The organism is Pseudomonas sp. RGM2987 (genome assembly GCF_022952855.1).
Classification (GTDB): Bacteria; Pseudomonadota; Gammaproteobacteria; order Pseudomonadales; family Pseudomonadaceae; genus Aquipseudomonas.
Window position 1 is genome coordinate 1 of sequence record NZ_JALJDX010000197.1, and the last position, 21,475, is coordinate 21,475.

At 60.5% G+C, this 21,475-nt stretch carries 14 protein-coding genes; 8 read left to right on the top strand and 6 right to left on the bottom strand.

Annotated features, from left to right (window positions below; translation table 11 throughout):
• Nucleotides 1-68: 68 nt before the first annotated feature.
• A complete protein-coding gene (locus RGM2987_RS14615; protein ID WP_245142336.1) occupies nucleotides 69-1,436 on the bottom strand; it encodes an HD domain-containing phosphohydrolase in 1,368 nt (455 codons plus the stop codon).
• A gap of 227 nt (nucleotides 1,437-1,663) precedes the next feature.
• Here RGM2987_RS14615 and RGM2987_RS14620 point away from each other — a divergent pair, with 227 nt between their 5' ends.
• The 6 genes from RGM2987_RS14620 (at nucleotide 1,664) to RGM2987_RS14645 (ending at nucleotide 11,967) form a co-directional block, all read left to right on the top strand.
• On the top strand, nucleotides 1,664-3,955 hold the full coding sequence (locus RGM2987_RS14620) for an EAL domain-containing protein (protein WP_245142338.1): 2,292 nt from the start codon (nucleotides 1,664-1,666) through the stop codon (nucleotides 3,953-3,955).
• Entirely contained in the window at nucleotides 3,952-5,814 is a 1,863-nt protein-coding gene (locus tag RGM2987_RS14625) for a GGDEF and EAL domain-containing protein (protein WP_245142341.1), read from the top strand. Before RGM2987_RS14620 ends, RGM2987_RS14625 begins: the two co-directional genes overlap by 4 nt.
• A 54-nt stretch (nucleotides 5,815-5,868) precedes the next feature.
• The gene (locus RGM2987_RS14630; RefSeq protein WP_245142343.1) at nucleotides 5,869-6,828 is read left to right on the top strand and encodes a cytochrome c peroxidase; all 960 of its coding nucleotides are present in this window, start codon (nucleotides 5,869-5,871) and stop codon (nucleotides 6,826-6,828) included.
• Complete coding sequence (locus RGM2987_RS14635; protein ID WP_245142346.1) at nucleotides 6,825-8,627, top strand: DAHL domain-containing protein; 1,803 nt, start codon at nucleotides 6,825-6,827, stop codon at nucleotides 8,625-8,627. The genes RGM2987_RS14630 and RGM2987_RS14635 overlap by 4 nt, the downstream gene beginning before the upstream one ends.
• Nucleotides 8,624-10,030 carry an ATP-binding protein gene (locus RGM2987_RS14640; RefSeq protein ID WP_245142348.1) on the top strand — a complete coding sequence of 469 codons (1,407 nt, stop codon included), beginning with the start codon at nucleotides 8,624-8,626 and terminating at the stop codon, nucleotides 10,028-10,030. The genes RGM2987_RS14635 and RGM2987_RS14640 overlap by 4 nt, the downstream gene beginning before the upstream one ends.
• 317 nt (nucleotides 10,031-10,347) lie before the next feature.
• Entirely contained in the window at nucleotides 10,348-11,967 is a 1,620-nt protein-coding gene (locus tag RGM2987_RS14645) for an FMN-binding glutamate synthase family protein (protein ID WP_245142349.1), read from the top strand.
• Here RGM2987_RS14645 and RGM2987_RS14650 read toward each other — a convergent pair.
• The 4 genes from RGM2987_RS14650 to RGM2987_RS14665 all read right to left on the bottom strand — a co-directional run bounded on the left by RGM2987_RS14650 (nucleotide 11,964) and on the right by RGM2987_RS14665 (nucleotide 16,615).
• Nucleotides 11,964-13,496: a glycosyltransferase family 39 protein gene (locus tag RGM2987_RS14650; protein ID WP_245142352.1), complete on the bottom strand. Its 1,533-nt coding sequence runs from the start codon at nucleotides 13,494-13,496 to the stop codon at nucleotides 11,964-11,966. The genes RGM2987_RS14645 and RGM2987_RS14650 overlap by 4 nt on opposite strands.
• A 3-nt stretch (nucleotides 13,497-13,499) precedes the next feature.
• On the bottom strand, nucleotides 13,500-14,492 hold the full coding sequence (locus tag RGM2987_RS14655; RefSeq protein WP_245142354.1) for a glycosyltransferase family 2 protein: 993 nt from the start codon (nucleotides 14,490-14,492) through the stop codon (nucleotides 13,500-13,502).
• Complete coding sequence (locus RGM2987_RS14660) at nucleotides 14,489-14,863, bottom strand: GtrA family protein (RefSeq protein WP_245142357.1); 375 nt, start codon at nucleotides 14,861-14,863, stop codon at nucleotides 14,489-14,491. Before RGM2987_RS14660 ends, RGM2987_RS14655 begins: the two co-directional genes overlap by 4 nt.
• A 330-nt stretch (nucleotides 14,864-15,193) precedes the next feature.
• Nucleotides 15,194-16,615 (bottom strand): amino acid permease, encoded by a 1,422-nt coding sequence (locus RGM2987_RS14665; protein WP_245142361.1) that lies wholly within the window; start codon nucleotides 16,613-16,615, stop codon nucleotides 15,194-15,196.
• A 529-nt stretch (nucleotides 16,616-17,144) separates the two neighbouring features.
• On the opposite strand from RGM2987_RS14665, the gene RGM2987_RS14670 reads away from it, so the two are divergent.
• Nucleotides 17,145-17,603, top strand: coding sequence for a transposase (locus tag RGM2987_RS14670; protein ID WP_245142363.1), 459 nt, complete (start codon nucleotides 17,145-17,147; stop codon nucleotides 17,601-17,603).
• Nucleotides 17,604-17,840: 237 nt separating this feature from the next.
• Nucleotides 17,841-20,954, top strand: a complete 3,114-nt coding sequence (locus RGM2987_RS14675; protein ID WP_245142365.1) for a transglycosylase domain-containing protein — start codon at nucleotides 17,841-17,843, stop codon at nucleotides 20,952-20,954.
• 12 nt (nucleotides 20,955-20,966) lie between these two features.
• Here RGM2987_RS14675 and RGM2987_RS14680 read toward each other — a convergent pair whose 3' ends face one another.
• Complete coding sequence (locus tag RGM2987_RS14680; RefSeq protein ID WP_245142368.1) at nucleotides 20,967-21,461, bottom strand: CS1 type fimbrial major subunit; 495 nt, start codon at nucleotides 21,459-21,461, stop codon at nucleotides 20,967-20,969.
• Nucleotides 21,462-21,475: the final 14 nt, after the last annotated feature.

The following is a 21,475-nucleotide window of genomic DNA, read 5'->3' on the forward strand; positions in this document are numbered from 1 at the left end:
CAGTTAATGATGTATTCCCTGACACACCGCCTTCGCGAGCAAGCCCGCTCCCACAGGTTGAGCTGCGTTCACCCCAATATCGGCTTGGGCGCCAAGGGGTCGGCTTCTTCCTCGGGGATCTTGACGAACACGCTGTACCGGGCTCCTTCCATCGCTTCGAAGGCGATGAGCTTTTCCACCAGCGGACCGCTCAGGACCTTGCCGGCGTTGAGCAGGAGCATGCCGTTGTCGGCGTTGAGGTTGCGCGCCAGGACCATGCCGGCCCCCAGCTCGCGGGTCGTCATGACCTTGACCGTCGGGTCCGACAGGGTCACGTCTTCCAGGTATTCACCGCAGGCCTTGATGAAGTCCTCGATCATGTCCGGGTCGTACAGCTTGCCGGCGTATTTGCGGATGTAGACCAGTGCCTCGTCACTGTTCATCTGCCGTTCGAGGATCAGCCCGCGCTGCAACTCGATGAAGTCCACCGCCAGTTTCAACAGCCGCGAACCGAACGGGATCGCATCGCCCTTCAGGTGCTCGGGGAAACCGCTGCCATCCCAACGCTCCTGGTGATGCCGGATGATCCGCGCCGCATCTTTCATCGGATCCAGGGTCATCAGCAGCGACTCGCTCTGCTTGGGGTAGGCGCGATACAGCTCCAGCTCAGTGTGGTGCAGCAGGTCGGCCGGGGTGACCATCATGTTGTCGGTCCAGCTCAGCTTGCCGATGTTGTACAACGCCGCGGCCATGGTCAGGTCGCGGTCGGTGGACTCGTCAAGAAAGTGCAACCGGCTGTAGACCCGGATCAGCTCGATGATCTGCCGGTTGGTCTGCTTGGCCTTGGGCAGGCGCAGGTTGGCGATCAGGGAGAACACTTCGGTACTGGTCACGTAGCTGCGCTTGAGCTCATCGTAGGCCAGGTCAAGCATATCGGCGGTCTGCTGCAACTCGGAGGTGCGCGAGGCCACGCGTTTTTCCAGGGTAGCGTTGAGGGTCTTGAGTTGCTGGTTCTGCTCGCGGTTCAGTGCTTCGAGGCGCTGGCGCTCGCTTTCGGAATGCTGGTGAGCCAGGGCCTGGCGCAAGGCCTGTACCAGCTCTTCGTCGTTCCAGGGTTTGCTGAGGTAGCGGTAGAGTTGCCCCTCGTTGATGGCCTTGGTCATCATGTCCACATCGGCGTAGCCGGTGAGCAGGATGCGCAGGGTCGACGGATACAGTTGGCGAATCTGCGCCAGCAGCGTGGCGCCGTCCATGTTGGGCATGCGCGCATCGGTCATCACCAGGTCGACGGGCCGCTCCTTGAGGATTTCCAGGGCCTTGGCACCGCTGTCGGCCAGCAGGATCTCGTACGGCTGGCTGCGCAATAACCGGCGCAGGCTATTGAGAATCGACTCTTCGTCGTCGACCAACAGCACCGTGGGCTTCTTTACCGGAACGTCCGGCGATTGATCTTCCATTGCTACCCCCTCCTATAGACCACAACTGTTCTACCGTACCCCCAAAGTACAGGCTAGTAGATTGCGAAAATTTAGACACATTTGCCATCACTGACCGAGCGCATCCGTATGGGACGACTATGCTGTACCCCATGAAGGGCCATGTACAGGCCAGAGTACTCATGCCAGCGAAAGGGATATCAGATGTACCCACGGTTCCGTAGTCCGCATCGCGACGGTGCACGGCCATGAGCCTGCCGATGGATAAGACCAATCGGCGGATCCTGATCGTCGACGACACCGCGACCATCCATGAGGATTTCCGCAAGATCCTCAGTCCCGGGGCTGTCACCGAAGACAGCCTGAGCAGCGCCGAAGAAGCGTTGTTCGGTGCGCCGGTGGCCGTCGCCAGCCAGAGTTTCGTGCTCGACTCGGCGTTCCAGGGAATGGAAGCCTTGAACAAGGTAGAGACCGCGCTGGCCCAGGGCCAACCCTTTGCCATGGCCTTCATCGACATGCGCATGCCGCCGGGCTGGGACGGCCTGGAAACCATCGAACGGCTGTGGCGCGTCGACCCCAAGCTGCAAGTGGCGCTGTGCACGGCCTATTCGGATTATTCCTGGGAAGACATCAGCGAGCGCCTCGAACTGGGCGACCGGCTGCTGATCCTGAAAAAACCCTTCGATGCCATCGAGATCCGCCAGATGGCCAGTGCCCTGACGGTCAAATGGCAGATGACCGAAGACGCGGCGCTGAAAATGGACATGCTCGAACGCGCCGTCGAGGAGCGTACCCGGGAGTTGGCCGACGCCAATATCATTGTGCAGAACAGCCCGACCATCCTCTATCGCCTGCGGGGCGAGCCGCCGTTCCCGTTGATGTACATCTCCCACAACATCACCAAGTTCGGCCATGTCGCGGCGCAATTGATCAACGCGCCGGACTGGGCGCAGATCCTGATCCACCCCGATGACCAGGGCAAGGTCGACGAAGCCATGGTCCGGGTGCTGGACCGCGACACCGCGGGCGCGTCCATCGAGTTCCGCATGCGCACCGGCGACGGCGCGTTCCGCTGGGTGGAGAACCGCTACATTCCGGTGCGCAACGAGCACGGCCTGCTGCTGGAGGTGGAAGGGATCATCCTCGACATCACCGAGCGCAAGCTGGCCGAGGAAAAAATCGCCCTGCTGGCCCGCACCGACGGCCTGACCGGCCTGGCCAACCGCGCAACGATGATCGAGCGCTTGCACCAGGCCTTTGCCGGTGCCCGCCGGGGCGCGGCGCCGTTCGCCATGTTTTACCTGGACCTGGACCACTTCAAGCGGATCAACGACACCCTCGGCCACCCCATCGGCGACCTGCTGTTGCAGGAAGTCGCCGCGCGCATCAAGGGCTGCACCCGGGAAAACGACGTGGTGGCGCGCCTGGGCGGTGATGAGTTTGCCATCCTGCAACTGGACGTGCATGAAGCGACCCAGTGCGCGGCGCTGGCGGCCAAGATCCGCGACACCCTCGTGGCGCCCTACTCCCTGGACGGCAACGACGTGCGGATCTCGGTGAGCATCGGCATTGCCCTGTACACCCCGCAAAGCGTGAGCGCCGACAGCCTGATGGCGCAGTCCGACATGGCCCTGTACCGCTCCAAGGAAAAGGGTCGCAACCAGTACCACTTCCATAACGAGGAAATTAACCAGGAGGTCACGGACCGGGTCGCCCTGGCCAACGATCTGCGCCGGGCCATCGAGAACCAGGAGCTGCACTTGCATTACCTGCCGGAAGTCGACCTGGGCACCGGCAGGATTCTCGGCATGGGCGTGCAGGTACGCTGGAAACACCCCGAGCAAGGTTGGCTGGAGCCAGCGTCGTTCATGCCGGCGGCCGAGAAAAGCGGGATCATCATCCCTCTCGGCCACTGGGTGCTGGACCAGGCCTGCCAACAGATGCGCCAATGGCGCGACCAGGGCATGGCGCCACCGGTGATTGCGCTCGACCTGTCGCTGACCCAGCTCAAGACCGGCCCGGAACTGATCTACGACGTGCTGCGCACCACCGCCCGCTGGGAACTGGCGCCCTGGGACCTGCGCTTCGACGTCACCGAAGCGACCCTGGCCCAGACCAAGTGGACCCACAACGACGTGCTGCCGCGCCTGTGTGAACTGGGGGTACAGATCGCCATCGACGACTTCGGCACCGAGTATTCCTCGTTCGATTACCTCAAGACCTACCGGGTCAACCACCTCAAGCTCGCCCAGCGGTTCCTCGACAGCGCCAACGCCGACCCGGAGAACGCCACGACCCTGCGGGCAATCATCAACTTCGCTCGGGACGTGGGCATCGGGATCATCGCCGAAGGCGTCGAAACCCAGGAGCAACGCTCCACGCTGATGTCCAGCGGTGGGTCAATGCAGGCCCAGGGGCATTACTTCAGCACCGTGGTGGACAGCGGCCAGGCAGCTGAACTGCTCAAGGCCGGCACCATCGTTCCGGTCACCGACCACTGGACCCGACCGGCGAGCGAGCTATCGGAGAGCAGCCCATGAACCCTTTGTCGGTCCCTGCGAACAGACGAATCCTGGTGGTGGACGACACCCCGGCGATCCACCAGGATTTTCGCAAGATTCTCAGCCCCAGCGCCGGTAACGATGCGTCGCTGGACGACACCGAGAGCCTGCTGTTCGGCACCCCGCAGGTCAGCCGGCTGCAATTCCAGATCGACTCGGCCTATCAGGGTGAGGAGGCGCTGGAACTGGTCAAGCGCGCCCAGGCCGAAGGTCAACCCTACGCCCTGGTGTTCGCCGACATGCGCATGCCGCCGGGCTGGGACGGCCTGCAAACCATCGAGAAACTGTGGGAGGCCGACCCCCGGCTGCAAATTGCCCTGTGCACGGCGTTCTCGGACTACACCTGGGAAACCATGTCGGAACGGATCGAGTTCGACGATCAATTGCTGATCCTCAAGAAACCGTTCGACACCCTGGAAATCCGCCAGATGGCCAGCGCCATGACCTGGAAATGGCAGCTGGCCCAGGACGCCGCACGCAAGATGCGCAGCCTGGAGCGTACGATCGAAGAACGCGTCCAGGAGTTGCTCAAGGTTTCTCACCTGCTGCAATACGACGTGCTCACCGAACTGCCCAACAGCATGTTGCTGGGCGACCGCCTGACCCAGGCCATGGCCCAGTGCCGGCGCCACGACCGGCAACTGGCGGTGATGTTCATCGGCCTGGACCGCTTCAAGCGCATCAACAATGCGCTGGGGCATCCGGTGGGCGATGAAATGCTCAAGCGCGTGGCCCGCACGCTGGCAACCGTCGTGCGTGAATCCGACTCGGTGTTTCGCTACGGCTCCGATGAATTCGTCGTGGTGCTGGGGGACATCACCGACCCGCAGCAGACCAAGGGCGTGGCGGAAAAACTACTGGCGGCCATCAGCTCCCCGCAACCGATCGACGGCCATGACTTGACCGTCACCGCGAGCCTGGGGGTCAGCGTGTACCCGGTCGACGGCTTCGACGCCGTGGCGCTGATCAAGAAAGCCGAGACGGCGATGCGCAACGTCAAGGAAACCGGCCCCAACGACTACCGGTTTTTCACCGAAGACATGAACCGCCGGGCACGCCAGCAGCAGACCCTCGAGTCCGGCTTGCGCCTGGCCCTGCAACGCAAGGAATTCGTGCTGCATTATCAACCCAAGCTCGACCTCACCAGTGGCAGGGTGGTCGGCGCCGAGGCGCTGGTGCGCTGGAACCGGCCGGACCAAGGGCTGGTCTTCCCGTCGGACTTCATCCCGGTGGCCGAGGACAGCGGATTGATCGTGCCGCTGAGCCAATGGGTGCTCCAGGAGGCTTGTCAACAGGCCGTCAAATGGCAAGCCCAGGGCATGCGCCCGCTGTACCTGTCGGTGAATGTCTCGACCATCGATTTTCGCCAGCGCGGTTTCGTCGAAGGCATCGCCCGTACCCTCAAGGAAACCGGACTGGATCCGACACAGTTAGAACTGGAGATCACCGAAAGCGTGCTGATGCAGAACATCGACACCACCGTCGCGATCCTCAAGGCGATCAAGCAACTGGGGATACGGCTGGCCATCGATGATTTCGGCACCGGCTATTCGAGCCTGAGCTATCTGCAGAAATTTCCAGTGGATGTGTTGAAGATCGACCAATCGTTCGTCGGCGACCTGAGCATCGACAGCAACGACGCCAAGCTGGTGAGCACCATCATCAGCCTGGGCAGGAGCCTGAACCTGCACATCATTGCCGAAGGCGTGGAAACCCTTGAGCAGTTGGAGTTCCTCAAGCGCCACCAGTGCGAGGAAGCCCAGGGCTACTACTTCAGCAAGGCGGTGGAGCCGCAAGCCTTCGCCCAATGGGTGACCGAGTGGGAGCAACGCCAGTAGCTGTTTTCGTGAACCGCCAAGTACCCTCAACCAAAAGATTCAAGGAAGCATCCGATGGCCTCATCTGGACTGTTACTGGCTCTGGGCCTGTTCGTGGGGGTGAGCGTGGCTGCTCGCGCAGCGCCACTGGACGAACCGCTCAAACCGCTCCCCCCTATTCCGGCCCTGGACTCCAAGCGTGTTCAACTGGGCCTGCGCCTGTTCAATGACCCACGGCTGTCGGTCAATAACACCTTGTCCTGCGCCAGTTGCCATCGCCTGGACAAGGGCGGGGCCGACGACAAACAGTTTTCCACGGGCATCGACGGCAAGCTGCTGGAGGTCAATACGCCTACCGTGCTCAATGCCAGCCTGAACTTCCATCAGTTCTGGGACGGCCGCGTCGAGACCCTGGAAGAACAGGCGCACCTGGTGGTCATCAGCCCGACGGAAATGGGCAGCACCTGGGAGTCGGTGGTCAAGCGCATCGCCGATGACCCGGGCTACGCCAAGGATTTCAAGGCGGCCTACCCCGACGGGGTGACCGCGCCCAATATCCAGGGTGCCCTGGCCGACTATGAACGCACCCTGCAAACCCCCAATTCGCGCTTTGACCAGTACCTGTTGGGCAATACCGACATCCTCACGCCCCGGGAAAAATTCGGCTACCAGCGCTTCAAGGAGTACGGCTGCATCGCCTGCCACCAGGGCGTGAACATTGGCGGCAACATGTTCCAGAAATTCGGCGTGATGGGCGACTACATTGCCGACCGGGGCAATCCGACCCGGGCCGACGAGGGTCGTTTCAATGTCACCGGCGATGAAGCGGACCGCCAGGTTTTCAAGGTGCCGAGCCTGCGTAACGTCGCGATGACCGCCCCCTATTTCCACAAAGGCTCCGCACCCACCCTGGAGAATGCGGTGGAAGTGATGTTCAAGTACCAGTTGGGGCGTGAGCCGCAGAAAAACGATACGCAACTGATCGTCGAATTCCTCAAGACTCTGACCGGCGAATGGGAGGGCAAGCCCCAATGACAGCTCTACGCCGCCTCGGTCTTGCCTTCATCGGCCTGCTGCTGGCTTCGGTCCTGCTGTTCATGTACGTCAACTCCGGCGCGCAACAGGCCGCCTCGTACATTGAATCCCGGGACCTGATCCGCCTGCTCAAGCAACAGGACGCCATCTGGGACAACGAAGTGCTCAAGTCGCGTATCGCCCTGAGCCACAACTACGATCCACTGGTATCGCCCCTGCACGAGACGACGCGGCTGTGGCAGCGCCTCGACGCCATCGAGTCGGAACCGGGTCGCCATGCAGCCTCGCGCTGGGAAAGCCTGCGCGAGGAGTACCTCAAGGCGGTCAAGGACAAGACCCGCCTGGTGGAACAGTTCAAGTCGCGCAACGCGATTTTGCGCAACTCGCTGGCCTTCCTGCCCACCGCCGAGGACGACATCCAGGCCCAGTTCGCCCAACTGTCCGACGAGGAAAAACTGAAACTGCAAAGTGTCGCCATCGACACTTACGACCTGCTGCTCAGCAGCATGGAATTTGCCCAGCTCACCACCCGCGAAATCGCCGCCGAAGTGCTGCTGGGCCTGAACCGTCTGGATGTGAACAAGGAGCGACTGCCCAAGGGGCTGCATGACTCGGTCGATATCCTGAGCCGGCACATCGCCCTGATCCTGCGCGAACAGCCACGGGTCAATGAATTGCTGGAGGGCATCGAAGCGGTCCCGGTGTCCGATCACCTGGATGCGATCAGCGACCTCCTGGAGAAGGACCAGGAAATCGCCGCCAGCCAATACCAGCGCAATCATGTCTACCTGCTGGTATTCGCCACATTACTGGTGCTGATATTGATCTGGCTGGCGGTGCGCCTGATTCGCAGTTTCGGCGAGATCAAACGGGTCAACAATGCCCTGCTGACCGCCAACGATGAACTGGAGCAACGGGTCGAAGAGCGTACCCGCCAGCTCAAGGACACCCAGAGTGAACTGATGGACACCGCCCGTCAGGCCGGCATGGCGGAGATCGCGACCAACGTGCTGCACAACGTCGGCAACGTGCTCAACAGTGTGAACATCTCCGCCGACCTTGTCAGCCGTAAGCTGCGCAGCAGCAAATCGGTAGGCCTGAGCAAGGCGATGCAACTGATCAATGAACACCCCCACGACCTGGGGCATTTCCTCACCGAGGACGACAAAGGCAAACTGCTGCCCGGCTACCTCAATCAGCTGGTTGACGCCATTGCGGTGGAGCAGCAGGGGCTGATCGAAGAGCTGGCCCAACTGAGCAAAAGCGTGGACCACATCAAGGACATCGTCTCCACGCAGCAGTCCTACGCCGGCGCCAACAGCCTGCTGGAACCGCTGGTGGTCAGCGAATTGCTCGAAGACGCGTTGCGCATGAACTCCGGCGCGCTGACCCGCCATCATGTTACGGTGATCAAGGAATACGGCGAAGTGCCGCGAATCATGGGCGACAAGCACCGCTTGCTGCTGATCCTGATCAACCTGATCAGCAACGCCAAGTACGCCATGGGCGGGGTGTCCAACCATGCGCGCAACATGACCCTCAGGGCCGAAGTGGTGAACGGCGAAACCTTGCAGATCAGCGTCAAGGACGAAGGCGAAGGTATCCCCGAGGAGAACATGACGCGCATTTTCGCCCATGGTTTTACCACCCGTAAGGAAGGCCACGGATTTGGCCTGCACAGCTGCGCATTGGCGGCCATTGAAATGAACGGCCACCTCACCGTACACAGTGAGGGGCCAGGCAAAGGGGCAACGTTCCAACTGCAATTGCCCCTGAAACTCGCAGAAGGTGAGCAATGAATAGCCTGAGTAACCGACGCATCCTGTTGATCGACGATACGCCCGCCATTCATGACGATTTCCGCAAGATCCTGACCCCGGAGGACGACAGCAACCCGGACCTGCTGGACATGGAAAGCGCGCTGTTCGGCGACGCCCCGAAGCCGGTCGGCACCGTGTTCGAACTCGACTCGGCCTATGGCGGGCAGGAAGGCCTGAACAAATTGCTGGACGCCGCGGCAAAGGGGCGCCCCTACGCCCTGGCGTTCGTCGACATGCGCATGCCCGAAGGCTGGGATGGGGCCAAGACCATCGAAGAACTGTGGAAGCGCGACCCGCTGCTGCAAGTGGTGGTCTGCACCGCGTATTCGGATTACTCCTGGGATGAACTGCTCGACCGCCTGAACGGCCATGACCGGTTGCTGATCCTGAAGAAGCCCTTCGACAACATCGAAGTCCAGCAGATGGCCAACACATTGACCACCAAATGGGAGATGACCTCCCGCGCCCAACTGAAAATGAGCAAGCTCGAGGACCTGGTGGAGCAGCGCACCCAGGCGTTCAAACAGGCCAGCGAGCTGCTGCAGATGGAAATCGACGAACGCAAGATGCTGGAAACCCAGCTGGTGCAATCGGAAAAACTCGCCTCGCTGGGCCAGTTGGCGGCCGGGGTGGCTCATGAAATCAACAACCCTATCGGCTTCATCTCCTCCAACCTCGGGGCGTTGGACGGCTACTTCGCCAAGCTCCAGGAAATGCTCAGCGCCTATGGCGGCGCCGAAGAAGCCATCGCCTCGCCGGAGCTGCTGATGCGCCTGACGAAACTGCGCGAACAGGTGGAACTGGACTTCCTGGTGGAGGACATTCCCCTGCTGATCAAGGAGTCCAAGGACGGCATCGCCCGGGTCGGACAGATCGTCAAGGACCTCAAGGACTTCTCCCGTGTCGACTCCAGCCAGGAATGGCAAATGGCAAACCTGCAGCAGGGCATGGATTCGACGTTGAACATCGTCGCCAATGAAATCAAATACAAGGCCGACGTGGTCAAGGAATACACGCCGCTGCCGGAAGTGGAATGCCTGCCATCGCAGATCAACCAAGTGATCATGAACCTGATCGTCAACGCGGCCCAGGCCATCGGCCCCGAGCGCGGCACCATCACCTTGCGCAATGGCGTCGGCGAAGACATGGTATGGATCGAAGTCGCCGACAACGGCTCGGGCATCCCGCCGGAAACCCTGCAAAAAATCTTCGACCCTTTCTTCACCACCAAACCCATCGGCCAGGGCACAGGGCTGGGGCTGTCGCTGTCCTACGGGATCGTGAAAAAACACAACGGCGAAATCACCGTCCGCAGCGAAGTCGGCGTCGGCACCACCTTCCGCGTGGAACTGCCGTTGCGGCAGATGAAACAGGCGGGCTGAAACGCAACCCGGCGGCCCCAGAACTGCCCCCCGTGGCGAGGGAGCTTGCTCCCGCTGGGCTGCGCAGCAGACCCAAAAAAGCTGAAGGCAATTTCCCTGACACACCGCGGCGGCTGGCTTGAGGGCTGCTTCGCACCCCAGCGGGGATAAATCCCCTCGCCACAGGGGACGGTGACATGTGATACGCGATCAGAAGTCGGGTACCTCTCTGGAATAAATCCCCTCGCCACAGGCTTGCCCGCCGTTTCGCTGCCAGCGCAGAATGTCCGGATGCCCTGCCTGCGTGTCCCTCTGATGTCCAACCCCAAGGAAACCGTATGAGCCTGTCGCTGTTGAGCCGTTACGCCTTTTTTGCCGGCTGTGTGATCTTCACCCTCGCCAGCCTGCCGTTCCTGCAACACGACTGGCTCTGGCCGATCACGCTGGTGACCGGATTGTTGAGTCTGCTGGGGCTGTTCGATCTGTTGCAGAGCCGCCACGCGGTGCGGCGCAACTATCCGATCCTGGGCAATATCCGCTATCTGGTCGAAGGTATCCGCCCGGAAATCCGCCAGTACCTGCTCGAATCCGACAGCGACGCCCTGCCTTTTTCCCGGGCACAACGCTCCCTCGTCTATTCCCGGGCCAAGAATGAAAGCGCCGACAAGCCCTTCGGCACCTTGATCGACGTATACCAGACCGGCTTCGAATTCATCGGCCACTCCATGCGCCCTGCCCCCTTGAGCGACCCCAGCGGTTTTCGCGTGACGGTCGGCGGCCCGCAATGCACCCAACCATACTCGGCTTCGGTGTTCAACATCTCCGCGATGAGCTTCGGCTCTCTGAGCGCCAATGCGATCCGGGCATTGAACCAAGGGGCCAAGCTCGGCAACTTCGCCCATGACACCGGCGAGGGCAGCATCAGCCCTTACCACCGCGAACACGGCGGCGACCTGACCTGGGAACTGGGGAGCGGCTATTTCGGCTGTCGCACCAGTGACGGGCGCTTCGACCCGGAGCGCTTCGCCGTCCAGGCGCAGAACCCGCAGGTGCGGATGATTGAAATCAAGATGAGCCAGGGCGCCAAGCCGGGCCACGGCGGGATCCTGCCCAAGCACAAAGTCACCCGGGAAATCGCCGAAACCCGTGGCATCCTCATGGGCGAGGATTGCGTTTCACCGTCACGCCATAGCGCGTTTTCCACCCCCCTGGAGTTGATGCAATTCGTCCAGCAGCTGCGTGAACTGTCCGGCGGCAAACCGGTGGGTTTCAAGTTCTGCCTCGGCCACCCCTGGGAATTCATGGGCATCGCCAAGGCCATGCTGGAGACCGGCATCCTGCCTGACTTCATCGTCATCGACGGCAAGGAAGGCGGCACGGGCGCGGCGCCGGTGGAGTTCACCGACCACATCGGCGTGCCCTTGCGCGAGGGCCTGTTGTTCGTGCACAACACCCTGGTGGGCCTGAACCTGCGGGACAAGATCAAGCTCGGCGCCAGCGGCAAAATCGTCAGCGCCTTCGACATCGCCAGCGTCCTGGCCATCGGCGCCGACTGGGCCAACGCCGCCCGTGGCTTCATGTTCGCCATCGGCTGCATCCAGTCCCAAAGCTGCCACACCAACAAATGCCCCACCGGCGTCGCCACCCAGGACACCCTGCGCCAACGCGCCCTGGTCGTCCCGGACAAGGCCCAGCGGGTCTACAACTTCCACCGCAACACCCTCAAGGCCCTGGCGGAAATGCTCGCCGCCGCCGGCCTCGACCATCCATCGCAGTTGCAACCCAAGCACCTGGTACGGCGGATGTCTGCGACCGAGATCAAGCTGTTTTCGCAGTTGCATGTGTTTTTGAAGCCTGGGGAATTGCTCACGGGTGAGGTGAATGGGGCGTTTTATTCGCGGATGTGGCAGATGGCGCGGGCGGATAGCTTTGAGCCGAGTGAGGTGGCCGTGGCTTAGCGGATTGTCGCTTTAGGGATAAACAGATAAGCAACCACATTTCCATCAGCCAGGGTAAGGGTGTGTTCCCAATCCTCTTTCGATAGTGGTACGGCGTCCTCGTTGAAGGTGATCCACCAAACCCTGTGCCCCGGATTCTTCATTCTTTCCAGGTCGGTGAAAGCGTTTTCTTTAAGACGCGCAGGAATCAAGGCGTAGCCGTTGCGATCAAGAATATCCACGGTGCTGGAACGAGCCTCCTGAGTGAATATTTTCGGTTGGATACCTGTACGGTTGTAGTAACTGAATGGCAGGTACAGCAGTAAAAAGCCAACCAGGATTTCGTCGTCTGGCTGGGCAGCTTGTCTGATCCCGGCCGCCAGTCCATCAAGCCTTGACTCGTTACGATAACTGGTACTGCCCACCCCATCCGCTTGTTGATACACCGCTCGCAGGCCCTGCGCTTGGATGGTCACTATTATCGCCAAGGCCAAGCTCAGGGCGCTGCGTCGTGCCATTGCATCCAGCGCCATGGAAACGAACAAAGGCAGGCCGACCGCTGCGAATGCCACATAGCGAGGAACGAATATCGGGACTACCAGCGCCACCAAGGAAAGGACGATAACAGGAATAAAGAAATAGCCGATCAACAGCCAACTGTAACGATGCGGTCGATCACTTTTCTGAACCAGCATGACTGCACAGACAATGGCTAATACGGTGGGCAGCAAGCGCAGAAGTAACGAGTGCGCTCCCCAGTTATTCATTACAACGAACTGCCAAACCAGGCTGAACACTCCGTCGGCAGTGACAGGTGGTATCCATTGAACGCCCCACCGACCGGTCATATGGTCAATTAGATGAGGCAGCCAAGGTACGAATGACAGCACAATCGCACCATTAACCAGAAACCAGGAACGCACAGGTAACAAGACGTTGAAAACTCCCTGACGTCCCCACCACCAATAGAACCAATGGACGAGTACACACAGTGCCGCGAAGTAATGCGTATAGAAAGCCGCGCTCATCAGCAGCCCATAGATAAACGGGAAACGCCTCGCTCTATTGTTTTTTACCCAACATACCAATGCGACGGTCGCGCCCATCAACCAGAACCCGAGCAAGCTGTACATGCGCGCTTCCTGGCTGTAGCGAACCGAGATGGGCAGCAACGCCAATAGCAATGCCGCAATCCAGGTCGCTCTTCGCGAGGCGATCAGGCTCATCAGCTTTACGCTCGACAAGACTGTACCCACGTCCGCTATGGCACTGAGGGTCCTCACGGCACCGGCCCCGTCCCCCCACAGAATCATCCAATAATGCAGCAGCAGATAATAAAGAGGTGGATGAACGTCTCGGGCTGTAATCGACCAGATCTCCCCGGGTTCATGCCTTGCGAGCAGCACACTGAACGCTTCGTCATACCAGATAGCGGGTACAGCGATGCCATGAAGCCTCACGACCAGAGCCAAAACCAGCACTGCCGCCAAGGCCCAGCGGTCAACATATCGATTGGCAGGGTTATCCAGATAAGCAAGCAGAGCATTCATGAATCATGACTCTTTGAAATCAGGATCTGCACGGGTCGCCGCTGCCCATATAGGTTTATCCCGCGCCTTCGCCCCTCCCCGAATCATCGCCTTGATGACATACCGAGGCCGGTGCTTGGTTTCCAGATAAATCCTCCCGATGTATTCACCCAACACGCCAATACCGATCAGTTGCACGCCACCCAAAAACAGAATCGCCGTCATCAGCGAAGGGTAACCCGGTACGTCGTTGCCAAAGAGCAGCTTGCCCAGCACCAGATACGCGGCGTAGGCCAGCGAAACCAACGAGAGGCAACCGCCCACATAAGTCCACAACCGCAACGGCACCGTGCTGAACGAAGTGATGCCTTCAAGCGCCAGGTTCCATAATTTCCAGCCATTGAACTTGCTCTGGCCGGCAGCGCGACGGGGGCGGTCGTATTCGATGACAACAGCGGTGAAACCGGCCCACGACAACACGCCTTTCATGAATAACTGGTATTCGGGAAGGGTTTTGATCACTTCCACGACCTTGCGGTCCATGAGGCGGAAATCCCCCACGTTCTGTTCAATGTGAGGGGATGCAATGTGATTGAGCAGGCGGTAGAACAGTGTCGCACCGCCGCGCTTGAGGTAGCTGTCGCAGGAGCGGTCGCGGCGCTTGGCCAACACCACTTCGGCGCCTTTTTCCCATTCGGCAATCAATCGGGGAATGACCTCGATGGGGTCCTGGAGATCCACGTCCATCGGCACGACCACATCACCGCTGGCGTATTCAAGCCCGGCAAACAGCGCCGGTTCCTTACCGAAGTTGCGGGAGAACTCAATCAACAATACCCGTTCGTCCGCCCGCGCGATGCTACGGGTCAAGGGACCGGTCAAGTCGTCGCTGCCATCGTTGATGAACACAATTTCCACGACATGCTCTTTCAACGCCGGATGCTGGCGAACGCTTTCGTAAAATAAAACGATGGCCTGCTGTTCGTTGAACACCGGAACGATCAACGAGACTTTCATGTACGACGCTCGCGAAACACCACGAACCGGCAAAATAGAAAACCAATCACCAGGCTCACTACGGAAAATGTCACGACCGTCAGTAAGCCGTGAACCTGCCAACGGTCCCCCAGATAACCGACGATAAAACTGAGCGCACCCATTACGCTGAGGAAAAGCACATAACCGGTTACTGAGCGCCTGGTCTCGAAGGTATAAAGCGCATTGGCATAAAAGGAAAATGAGGCGGCCACACAGAACGCAACGAAATTGCTCGTCGCCTGATTGAGGCCCACAGCCACCCGCAGCACGAAAAATACCTGCCAGTGAATCAGCGTATTGGCCAGCCCAACCAATGCGTAAGTGAGGAAAGCTTTCCATATCGCATTCATGCATGCTCCCGACGTGTCGGTGCTTCAGGCGATACTTAATCTAGGGGGTGGTGGTTGGACGGTCTACTGTAAGAACTTACAGGTGCCGCGTTATTTGATGACCTGTGGTAAGCGTTTATCTGTGGCGAGGGGATTTATCCCCGTTGGCTGCGAAGCAGCCCTCTTGAAACATTCGCTATCTTTCGGGAAGTGCTCATTGCTTTTTGCGACTGCTACGCAGTCGAAACGGGGATAAATCCCCTCGCCACAGAAGCAGTACAAGGCGCTAAGCCGACCTCACAAAAAAGCCCCGATTATTAGACCGGGGCTTTGCTCTACACCGCTTGTAACCTACACAGCTGAACGCACCGCGCCCTGCCCCCCGCCGGTCGGCTGCAACTTGAAGGCATAAAACAGCACTGTCAGCAGCACCAGGAACGCCGGCCCCACATACAGCGCCACGCGGGTATCCGGGAAGTACGCCATCAACCCCACCACCAGTACCAGGAAGGCCAGGGCCAGGTACGAGCTGACCGGGTATAGCCACATGCGGTATTTCAATGCCGCTCGCTCGGAAACGCTCAGGCTTTTGCGGAATTTGAGCTGGGCCAGCAGGATCATCACCCAGGTCCAGATCGCACCGAAGGTCGCGATGGAAGTCACCCAGACGAAGACTTTTTCCGGCACCAGGTAGTTGAGCAGCACGCCCAGCAGCAGTGCGGCGATGGACAGCAGCAATGCCCGGCGCGGCACGCCGTTGGCCGAGGTCTTGGCGAAGCCGGCCGGGGCCTGGCCGTTCTGCGCCAGGCTGTAGAGCATCCGCCCGGTGCTGAAGATCCCGCCGTTGCAGGACGACAGCGCGGCAGTGATCACCACGAAGTTAATGATACCGGCGGCCGTCTTGATGCCCAGGCGCTCGAAGGTCATCACGAAGGGGCTGCCCTGGGTGCCGATCTCATTCCATGGATAGATCGACAGGATCACGAACAACGCGCCGACGTAGAACAGCAGGATCCGCCAGAACACCGAGCCGATGGCGTTGGGGATGGTTTTCTGCGGGTTTTTCGCCTCACCGGCGGTCAGGCCGATCATCTCCACGCCCAGGTAGGCGAACATCACCATCTGCAGGGACATCAACACGCCCTGAACACCGTTGGGCAGGAAGCCGCCGTGGGTCCAGAGGTTGGAAATGCCCAGGGCCACGCCGTCGTTGCCGAACCCGAAGGCAATGATGCCGATGCCGCCGATGACCATCGCGATGATGGTCACGATCTTGATCAGGGCGAACCAGAACTCGAATTCACCGAAAGCCTTGACCGCGATCAGGTTGATTGACCCCATGCTGACCAGCGCCGCCAGGGCCCAGATCCAGCGGGGCACATCGGGGAACCAGATGCCCATGTACACCGCCACGGCGGTGATTTCCGCCACGCAGGTCACCAGCCACAGGAACCAGTAGTTCCAGCCGGTCAGGAAGCCGGCCAGCGGGCCCAGATAGTCCTGGGCATAACGGCTGAACGAACCGGCCACCGGGTTATGCACCGCCATCTCGCCGAGGGCGCGCATGATCACCAGAATCGCCAGGCCACCGATGATGTACGACAGCATGATCGCCGGGCCGGCCATCTCGATGGCCTTGGCCGAACCGAGGAACAGCCCGACACCGATACAGGCGCCAAGCGCCATCAGGCGGATATGCCGCTCGCCAAGTTCACGTTTGAGCGGACCACCCTGAGCGGTCTCGCCATGGGGCAGATGATTGCCGACAGGCATAGGTACAACCTCGTCTTGTTATTGGATTAACCACCGAGTTCCCAAGGCGCAAGCGGGTAGCCTGCCACCTTGCCGAAACCGGGCCTGTCTCGTGGACAGACCGTCCTGTAGGACAACAGCGCAGGATCAGCGGGCCGTGCAGTATAGAAAGCCAGGGATAGAGAGATTAACTGTAAAACCTGATTAATTCAGGGGAAAGCCTCAACAAAAATGCTGTTTTTGGAGAGGCATTGACTGAGATTACAGGAAATCCAGTGAACTAACGGAGAGCCCGCCATCTTGTGGCGAGGGGATTTATCCCCGTGGGCTGCGCAGCAGCCATCAAAAGCAGACAACCGGTGTGTCAGGCAGATTGAGTTCGCAGTGAGGGGGGCTGATGCGCAGCCCAGCGGGGATAAATCCCCTCGCCACAGATCACTGCTTCGTCATAAGTACTACACAAGCTTCGGAACATTCGCTCGGGCTTTCCAGCGTCGACCGAGCGTAGCCGCAGCTACGCTGCATTCAACGCCTCTCAAGGAAGCAAGGAATGCATCCACGTCCCAACTCACATCGCCTGCGCCGAGGCCGTTATTCGGAACACGGGCGCGCGTATCTGGTGACAGCTGTTATCCATCAGCGACGTCCTGTTTTTGCTAACTGGCGAGTGGGGAGATTGTTGGTCGCAGAGTTCAAACGTGTCCATGATTCAGGACAAGTTAACTCTTTAGCCTGGGTTGTAATGCCGGATCACTTCCATTGGTTGCTGCAAATGGTCGATGGTCAGTTGAGCAGTGTCATAGGCGCCACCAAGGCTCGATGCACCCGTAGCGTCAACAGTACAACTGGGGCCTGTGGGTCGCTTTGGCAAAGCGGTTTTCATGATCGTGCGATTCGTGATAACGAAGAGCTGCTGCCCTCGGCTCGCTACATCGTTGCCAATCCGCTTCGCGCAGGGTTAGTGGAGCGAATCGGCGATTACCCGCTCTGGGATGCTGAATGGCTGTGAAGCAGATTCTGCCTATGGTGAATGGTTATGTGGCGAGGGGATTTATCCCCGCTGGGCTGCGCAGCAGTCCTTCTTTTTTGCGACTGCTGCGCAGTCGAGCGGGGATAAATCCCCTCGCCACAGAGCGCGCACCAAGCAAGTGAGATTTGTTGCCCGGCAATTTCCCCTCCCCCCACGCCAACCACCGTCTAAGCTTCAAGCAAGTCCGATCAATCTGCTTGAATGGATCAGTCGACTATGGGCGCTTTGTGGCAAACCGATTCGAATAAACCTGTGGTCCCGACTGAACGTATGGAAGAAGCGCCTACACCCCAGAAAAATCGTCGCGCACGGCATGGCTGGCGGGCGTTCTGGTTGTTGCTGCTGATTATCGTGGTGGTGGTCGGCCTGGCGGTGGCCAAGGAAATGCGCACCTCGCGGTTCCAGGCCCAGGAGATCAGCAAGTACGCCTCATCCTTGGGCTATTCGGTACAACCGGGCCCCAGCGATGCCATCGTCTACCCTGGTGCAGGGCCGTTCGACCGGCGCCTGGGCTACAGCTCCCTGGGCGAGTTCCTGCCACGCCTGCTCAAGCGCGACTACGTGATCCAGAGCCAGGCCCGATTTTCGCCGGCCTTGATGGGCTACGTCGAGAAAGGCCTGTTCGTGCCCTACGCGGAAAAAATCCAGGCCGGGCTGACCATCACCGATTGCCGTGCCGCCCCGGTGTACCAGTTCAAGTACCCGCAGCAACTGTATTCGAGTTTCGAGGCTATCCCGCCGGTGGTGGTGCAAAGCCTGCTGTTCATCGAGAACCGCTTCCTGCTCGACCCCAGGCAACCGCTGGCAAACCCGGCGGTGGACTGGCCGCGCTTCGGTATGGCGGCGTGGTCGCAGGTGGCCAAGCTGCTTAGCCTGCCGGGCCAGTCCGCTGGCGGCAGTACGCTGGCGACGCAGCTGGAAAAATACCGCCATTCTCCCGAAGGCCTGACGGTGTCTGGCTCGGAGAAGATCCGCCAGATGATTTCCGCCAGCGTGCGCGCCTACCAGGCCGGTCCGCAGACCCTCGAGGCGCGGCAGCGGGTAGTCCGTGACTACCTCAACAGCGTGCCGCTCTCCGCCGTACCGGGGCATGGCGAAGTGCATGGCATGGCCGAAGGCTTGCGGGTCTGGTACGGGGCCGATTTCAACCGGGCCAACGAACGGCTGTTCAGCAACGCCACCGATCCACAGGCCATGGCGGAAAAAGGCCTGGCACTACGGGAAATGCTCTCGTTGATGATCGCCCAGCGCCGCCCTTCCCATTACCTGACCAAGGGCCACGATGAACTGGCGAGCCTGACCGACAGCCACATCCGCCTGCTGGCGCAAAACGGCGTAATCGACGGTGCAATGGCCCAGGCCGCGTTGGCGAGCAAGGTCAGTTACCGCGACTGGGTGCAACAGCCGACGATCCAGCCCATCGAAACCAACAAAGGCATCAGTGCCGCCCGCAGTCGCCTCGCCACGCTGCTCAACCGGCCGCTGTACGACCTCGATCGCCTGGACCTGTCCGCCACCAGCACCCTGCAAAGCGACTTGCAGGCCCAAGCCACCGAGTACCTCAAGCGCCTGGCCGACCCGGCGTTCGCCGCCGAGATCGGCCTGATGGGTGAACGCCTGCTGACCCCCACCAGCACCACTCAGGTGCGCTACAGCTTCACGCTGCTGGAGCTGACCCCCGACGGCTCGCGGGTGCGGGTACAGACCGACAGCACCGACCAGCCCTTCGACATCAACGAAGGCAGCAAGCTGGAGCTGGGCTCGACCGCCAAATTGCGGGTCCTCACGACCTATCTGCAAATCATCGCCGAGCTGCATGATCGCTATGCCCGGCAGACCCCGGCCGAGCTGAAGAAAGCCGATATCGCCGAGCAGGACCGCCTGTCCCGCTGGGCTGTGGATTACCTGATCCAGAACAGCGACCGCGACCGCGACCTGTCGAGAATGCTCGAGGCGGCGCTGGATCGCACCTATTCAGCCAGCCCTGGCGAGGCGTTTTTCACCGGTGGCGGGCTGCACACTTTCCACAACTTCCGCAACGAAGACAACGGCCGCAACCCCACCTTGCGCGACGCCCTGCGCGAGTCGATCAACCTGCCGTTCATCCGCCTGATGCGCGACCTGGTGCGCTATGCCACCTATGGCGGCCCCGATAACAGCGCCGAACTGCTCAAGGATGACAAGGACCCGCGGCGCCAGGAATACCTGGCGCAGTTCGCCGATCGCGAAGGCACGTCGTTCCTGCTCAGGTTCTGGAAGAAATACCAGAAGAAGGACACCGCCCAACGCCTGGAAACCTTTCTCGACAGCATGCACCCCACGGCCATCCGCCTGGCCGCCGTGCACCGTTACTTCTTTCCCAATGACAGCCAGGAAAGTTTCAATCTGTTCGTGCGCTCGCACCTGAAGTCGGTCAAGAGCAGCGAAAAGCTCACCGACGAACGCCTGGAACGCCTCTATCAAAGCTACGGCCCCGGCGCCTACGATTTGCCGGACCAGGGCTTCATCGCCAAGGTCCACCCGCTGGACTTGTGGTTGATGGGTTACCTGTTGAACAACCCCGACGCCAAGTTCAGCCAGATCGTCAAGGCCAGCCAGTTCGAGCGCCAGGAGGTCTACAGCTGGTTGTTCAAGAGCCGGCACAAGAGCGCCCGCGACAGTCGCATCCGCACCATGCTGGAGATCGAAGCGTTCCTGGACATTCATCAGCGCTGGCAGAAGGTCGGCTACCCGTTCGACCATCTGGTGCCGTCGCTGGCAACCGCCATCGGCAGCTCGGGCGACCGCCCTGCTGCGCTCGCGGAGCTGGTAGGCACCATTCTCAACGACGGTATCCGCAAGCCGGCGCTGCGCGTGGACAGCCTCGACTTTGCCGTCGGCACGCCCTACGAAACGCGGCTGGTCAGCAACCCCGACAACGGCAAGCGGGTGATGCCGGTGGAAGTGGCCCGGGCCCTGCGCGGCGCGCTGTCCCAGGTGGTGGACGCCGGCACCGCGAAACGCGTAGCCGGCAGTTTCAAGCTGGACGACGGTACGCCGCTGGCCATGGGCGGCAAGACTGGCACCGGCGACAACCGCATCGAAGCCATCGGCGCCGGTGGGCGGATCCTCAGTTCCAAATCAATCAACCGCACCGCCACCTTCGTCTTCTACATCGGCGACAGCCATTTCGGCACCCTCACCGCCTACGTCCCGGGGGCCTCGGCGCAGAACTTCAAATTCACCTCGGCCTTGCCGGTGCAGGTGCTCAAAGGCATGGCGCCGTTTCTCTCGCCCTACTTGCAGCCGGGCAGCCATACCCAGTGCAAGCCGTTGGTGGCGCGCCGGTGAGGGGCGTGCGGATTACGGCGTCACCCGAGGCACGGCGTCGAAGATCACTGTGAAGTCGGCGACGAATAAGCCGGTCTGGCCGGGGAGCGGGAGTGCCGAGGCCTGAATGACCATCTCCGCCTGGGTACCTGGCGTGGAGGTCGGGTCATCCACCACCTCCCTGGGCGTGGAAGTCAGGGTGACGTTGTTGAACCTGACGAGCAGTGGAATATCGCTGCTGCCGTTAGTCAGCGCAGGCTGGCCAGCCGGGAGATAAGCATGCACAGACCCTTCGGTATTTTTCACGTCGAAAGTCTGTCGCACCAAGCTCAGTTGACTCGTCACAGGATCGTAACGCATGACTTCATGCTTGCCGAACTCCGGGTCCCTGGGCTGCACATGAAACTGCTGGGTCGGAATGTTCGCGCTGATATGAATGGCTGAACGCGCATCATCGGCCGCGTATGCCAGGGAAGAAGTCAGGGCAATGGCACCCAGAACGCGTGCAAATACCTTTTGATTGAACATGCCAAATACCTTTT

Bases quoted from the DNA above. Each gene is read 5' to 3' on its own strand.
- RGM2987_RS14650 (WP_245142352.1), bottom strand. From the start codon at position 13,496: ATGAATGCTCTGCTTGCTTATCTGGATAACCCTGCCAATCGATATGTT.
- RGM2987_RS14630 (WP_245142343.1), top strand. From the start codon at position 5,869: ATGGCCTCATCTGGACTGTTACTGGCTCTGGGCCTGTTCGTGGGGGTG.
- RGM2987_RS14620 (WP_245142338.1), top strand. From the start codon at position 1,664: ATGAGCCTGCCGATGGATAAGACCAATCGGCGGATCCTGATCGTCGAC.
- RGM2987_RS14615 (WP_245142336.1), bottom strand. From the start codon at position 1,436: ATGGAAGATCAATCGCCGGACGTTCCGGTAAAGAAGCCCACGGTGCTG.
- RGM2987_RS14625 (WP_245142341.1), top strand. From the start codon at position 3,952: ATGAACCCTTTGTCGGTCCCTGCGAACAGACGAATCCTGGTGGTGGAC.
- RGM2987_RS14675 (WP_245142365.1), top strand. From the start codon at position 17,841: ATGGGCGCTTTGTGGCAAACCGATTCGAATAAACCTGTGGTCCCGACT.
- RGM2987_RS14640 (WP_245142348.1), top strand. From the start codon at position 8,624: ATGAATAGCCTGAGTAACCGACGCATCCTGTTGATCGACGATACGCCC.
- RGM2987_RS14645 (WP_245142349.1), top strand. From the start codon at position 10,348: ATGAGCCTGTCGCTGTTGAGCCGTTACGCCTTTTTTGCCGGCTGTGTG.
- RGM2987_RS14680 (WP_245142368.1), bottom strand. From the start codon at position 21,461: ATGTTCAATCAAAAGGTATTTGCACGCGTTCTGGGTGCCATTGCCCTG.
- RGM2987_RS14655 (WP_245142354.1), bottom strand. From the start codon at position 14,492: ATGAAAGTCTCGTTGATCGTTCCGGTGTTCAACGAACAGCAGGCCATC.
- RGM2987_RS14635 (WP_245142346.1), top strand. From the start codon at position 6,825: ATGACAGCTCTACGCCGCCTCGGTCTTGCCTTCATCGGCCTGCTGCTG.
- RGM2987_RS14660 (WP_245142357.1), bottom strand. From the start codon at position 14,863: ATGAATGCGATATGGAAAGCTTTCCTCACTTACGCATTGGTTGGGCTG.
- RGM2987_RS14665 (WP_245142361.1), bottom strand. From the start codon at position 16,615: ATGCCTGTCGGCAATCATCTGCCCCATGGCGAGACCGCTCAGGGTGGT.
- RGM2987_RS14670 (WP_245142363.1), top strand. From the start codon at position 17,145: ATGCATCCACGTCCCAACTCACATCGCCTGCGCCGAGGCCGTTATTCG.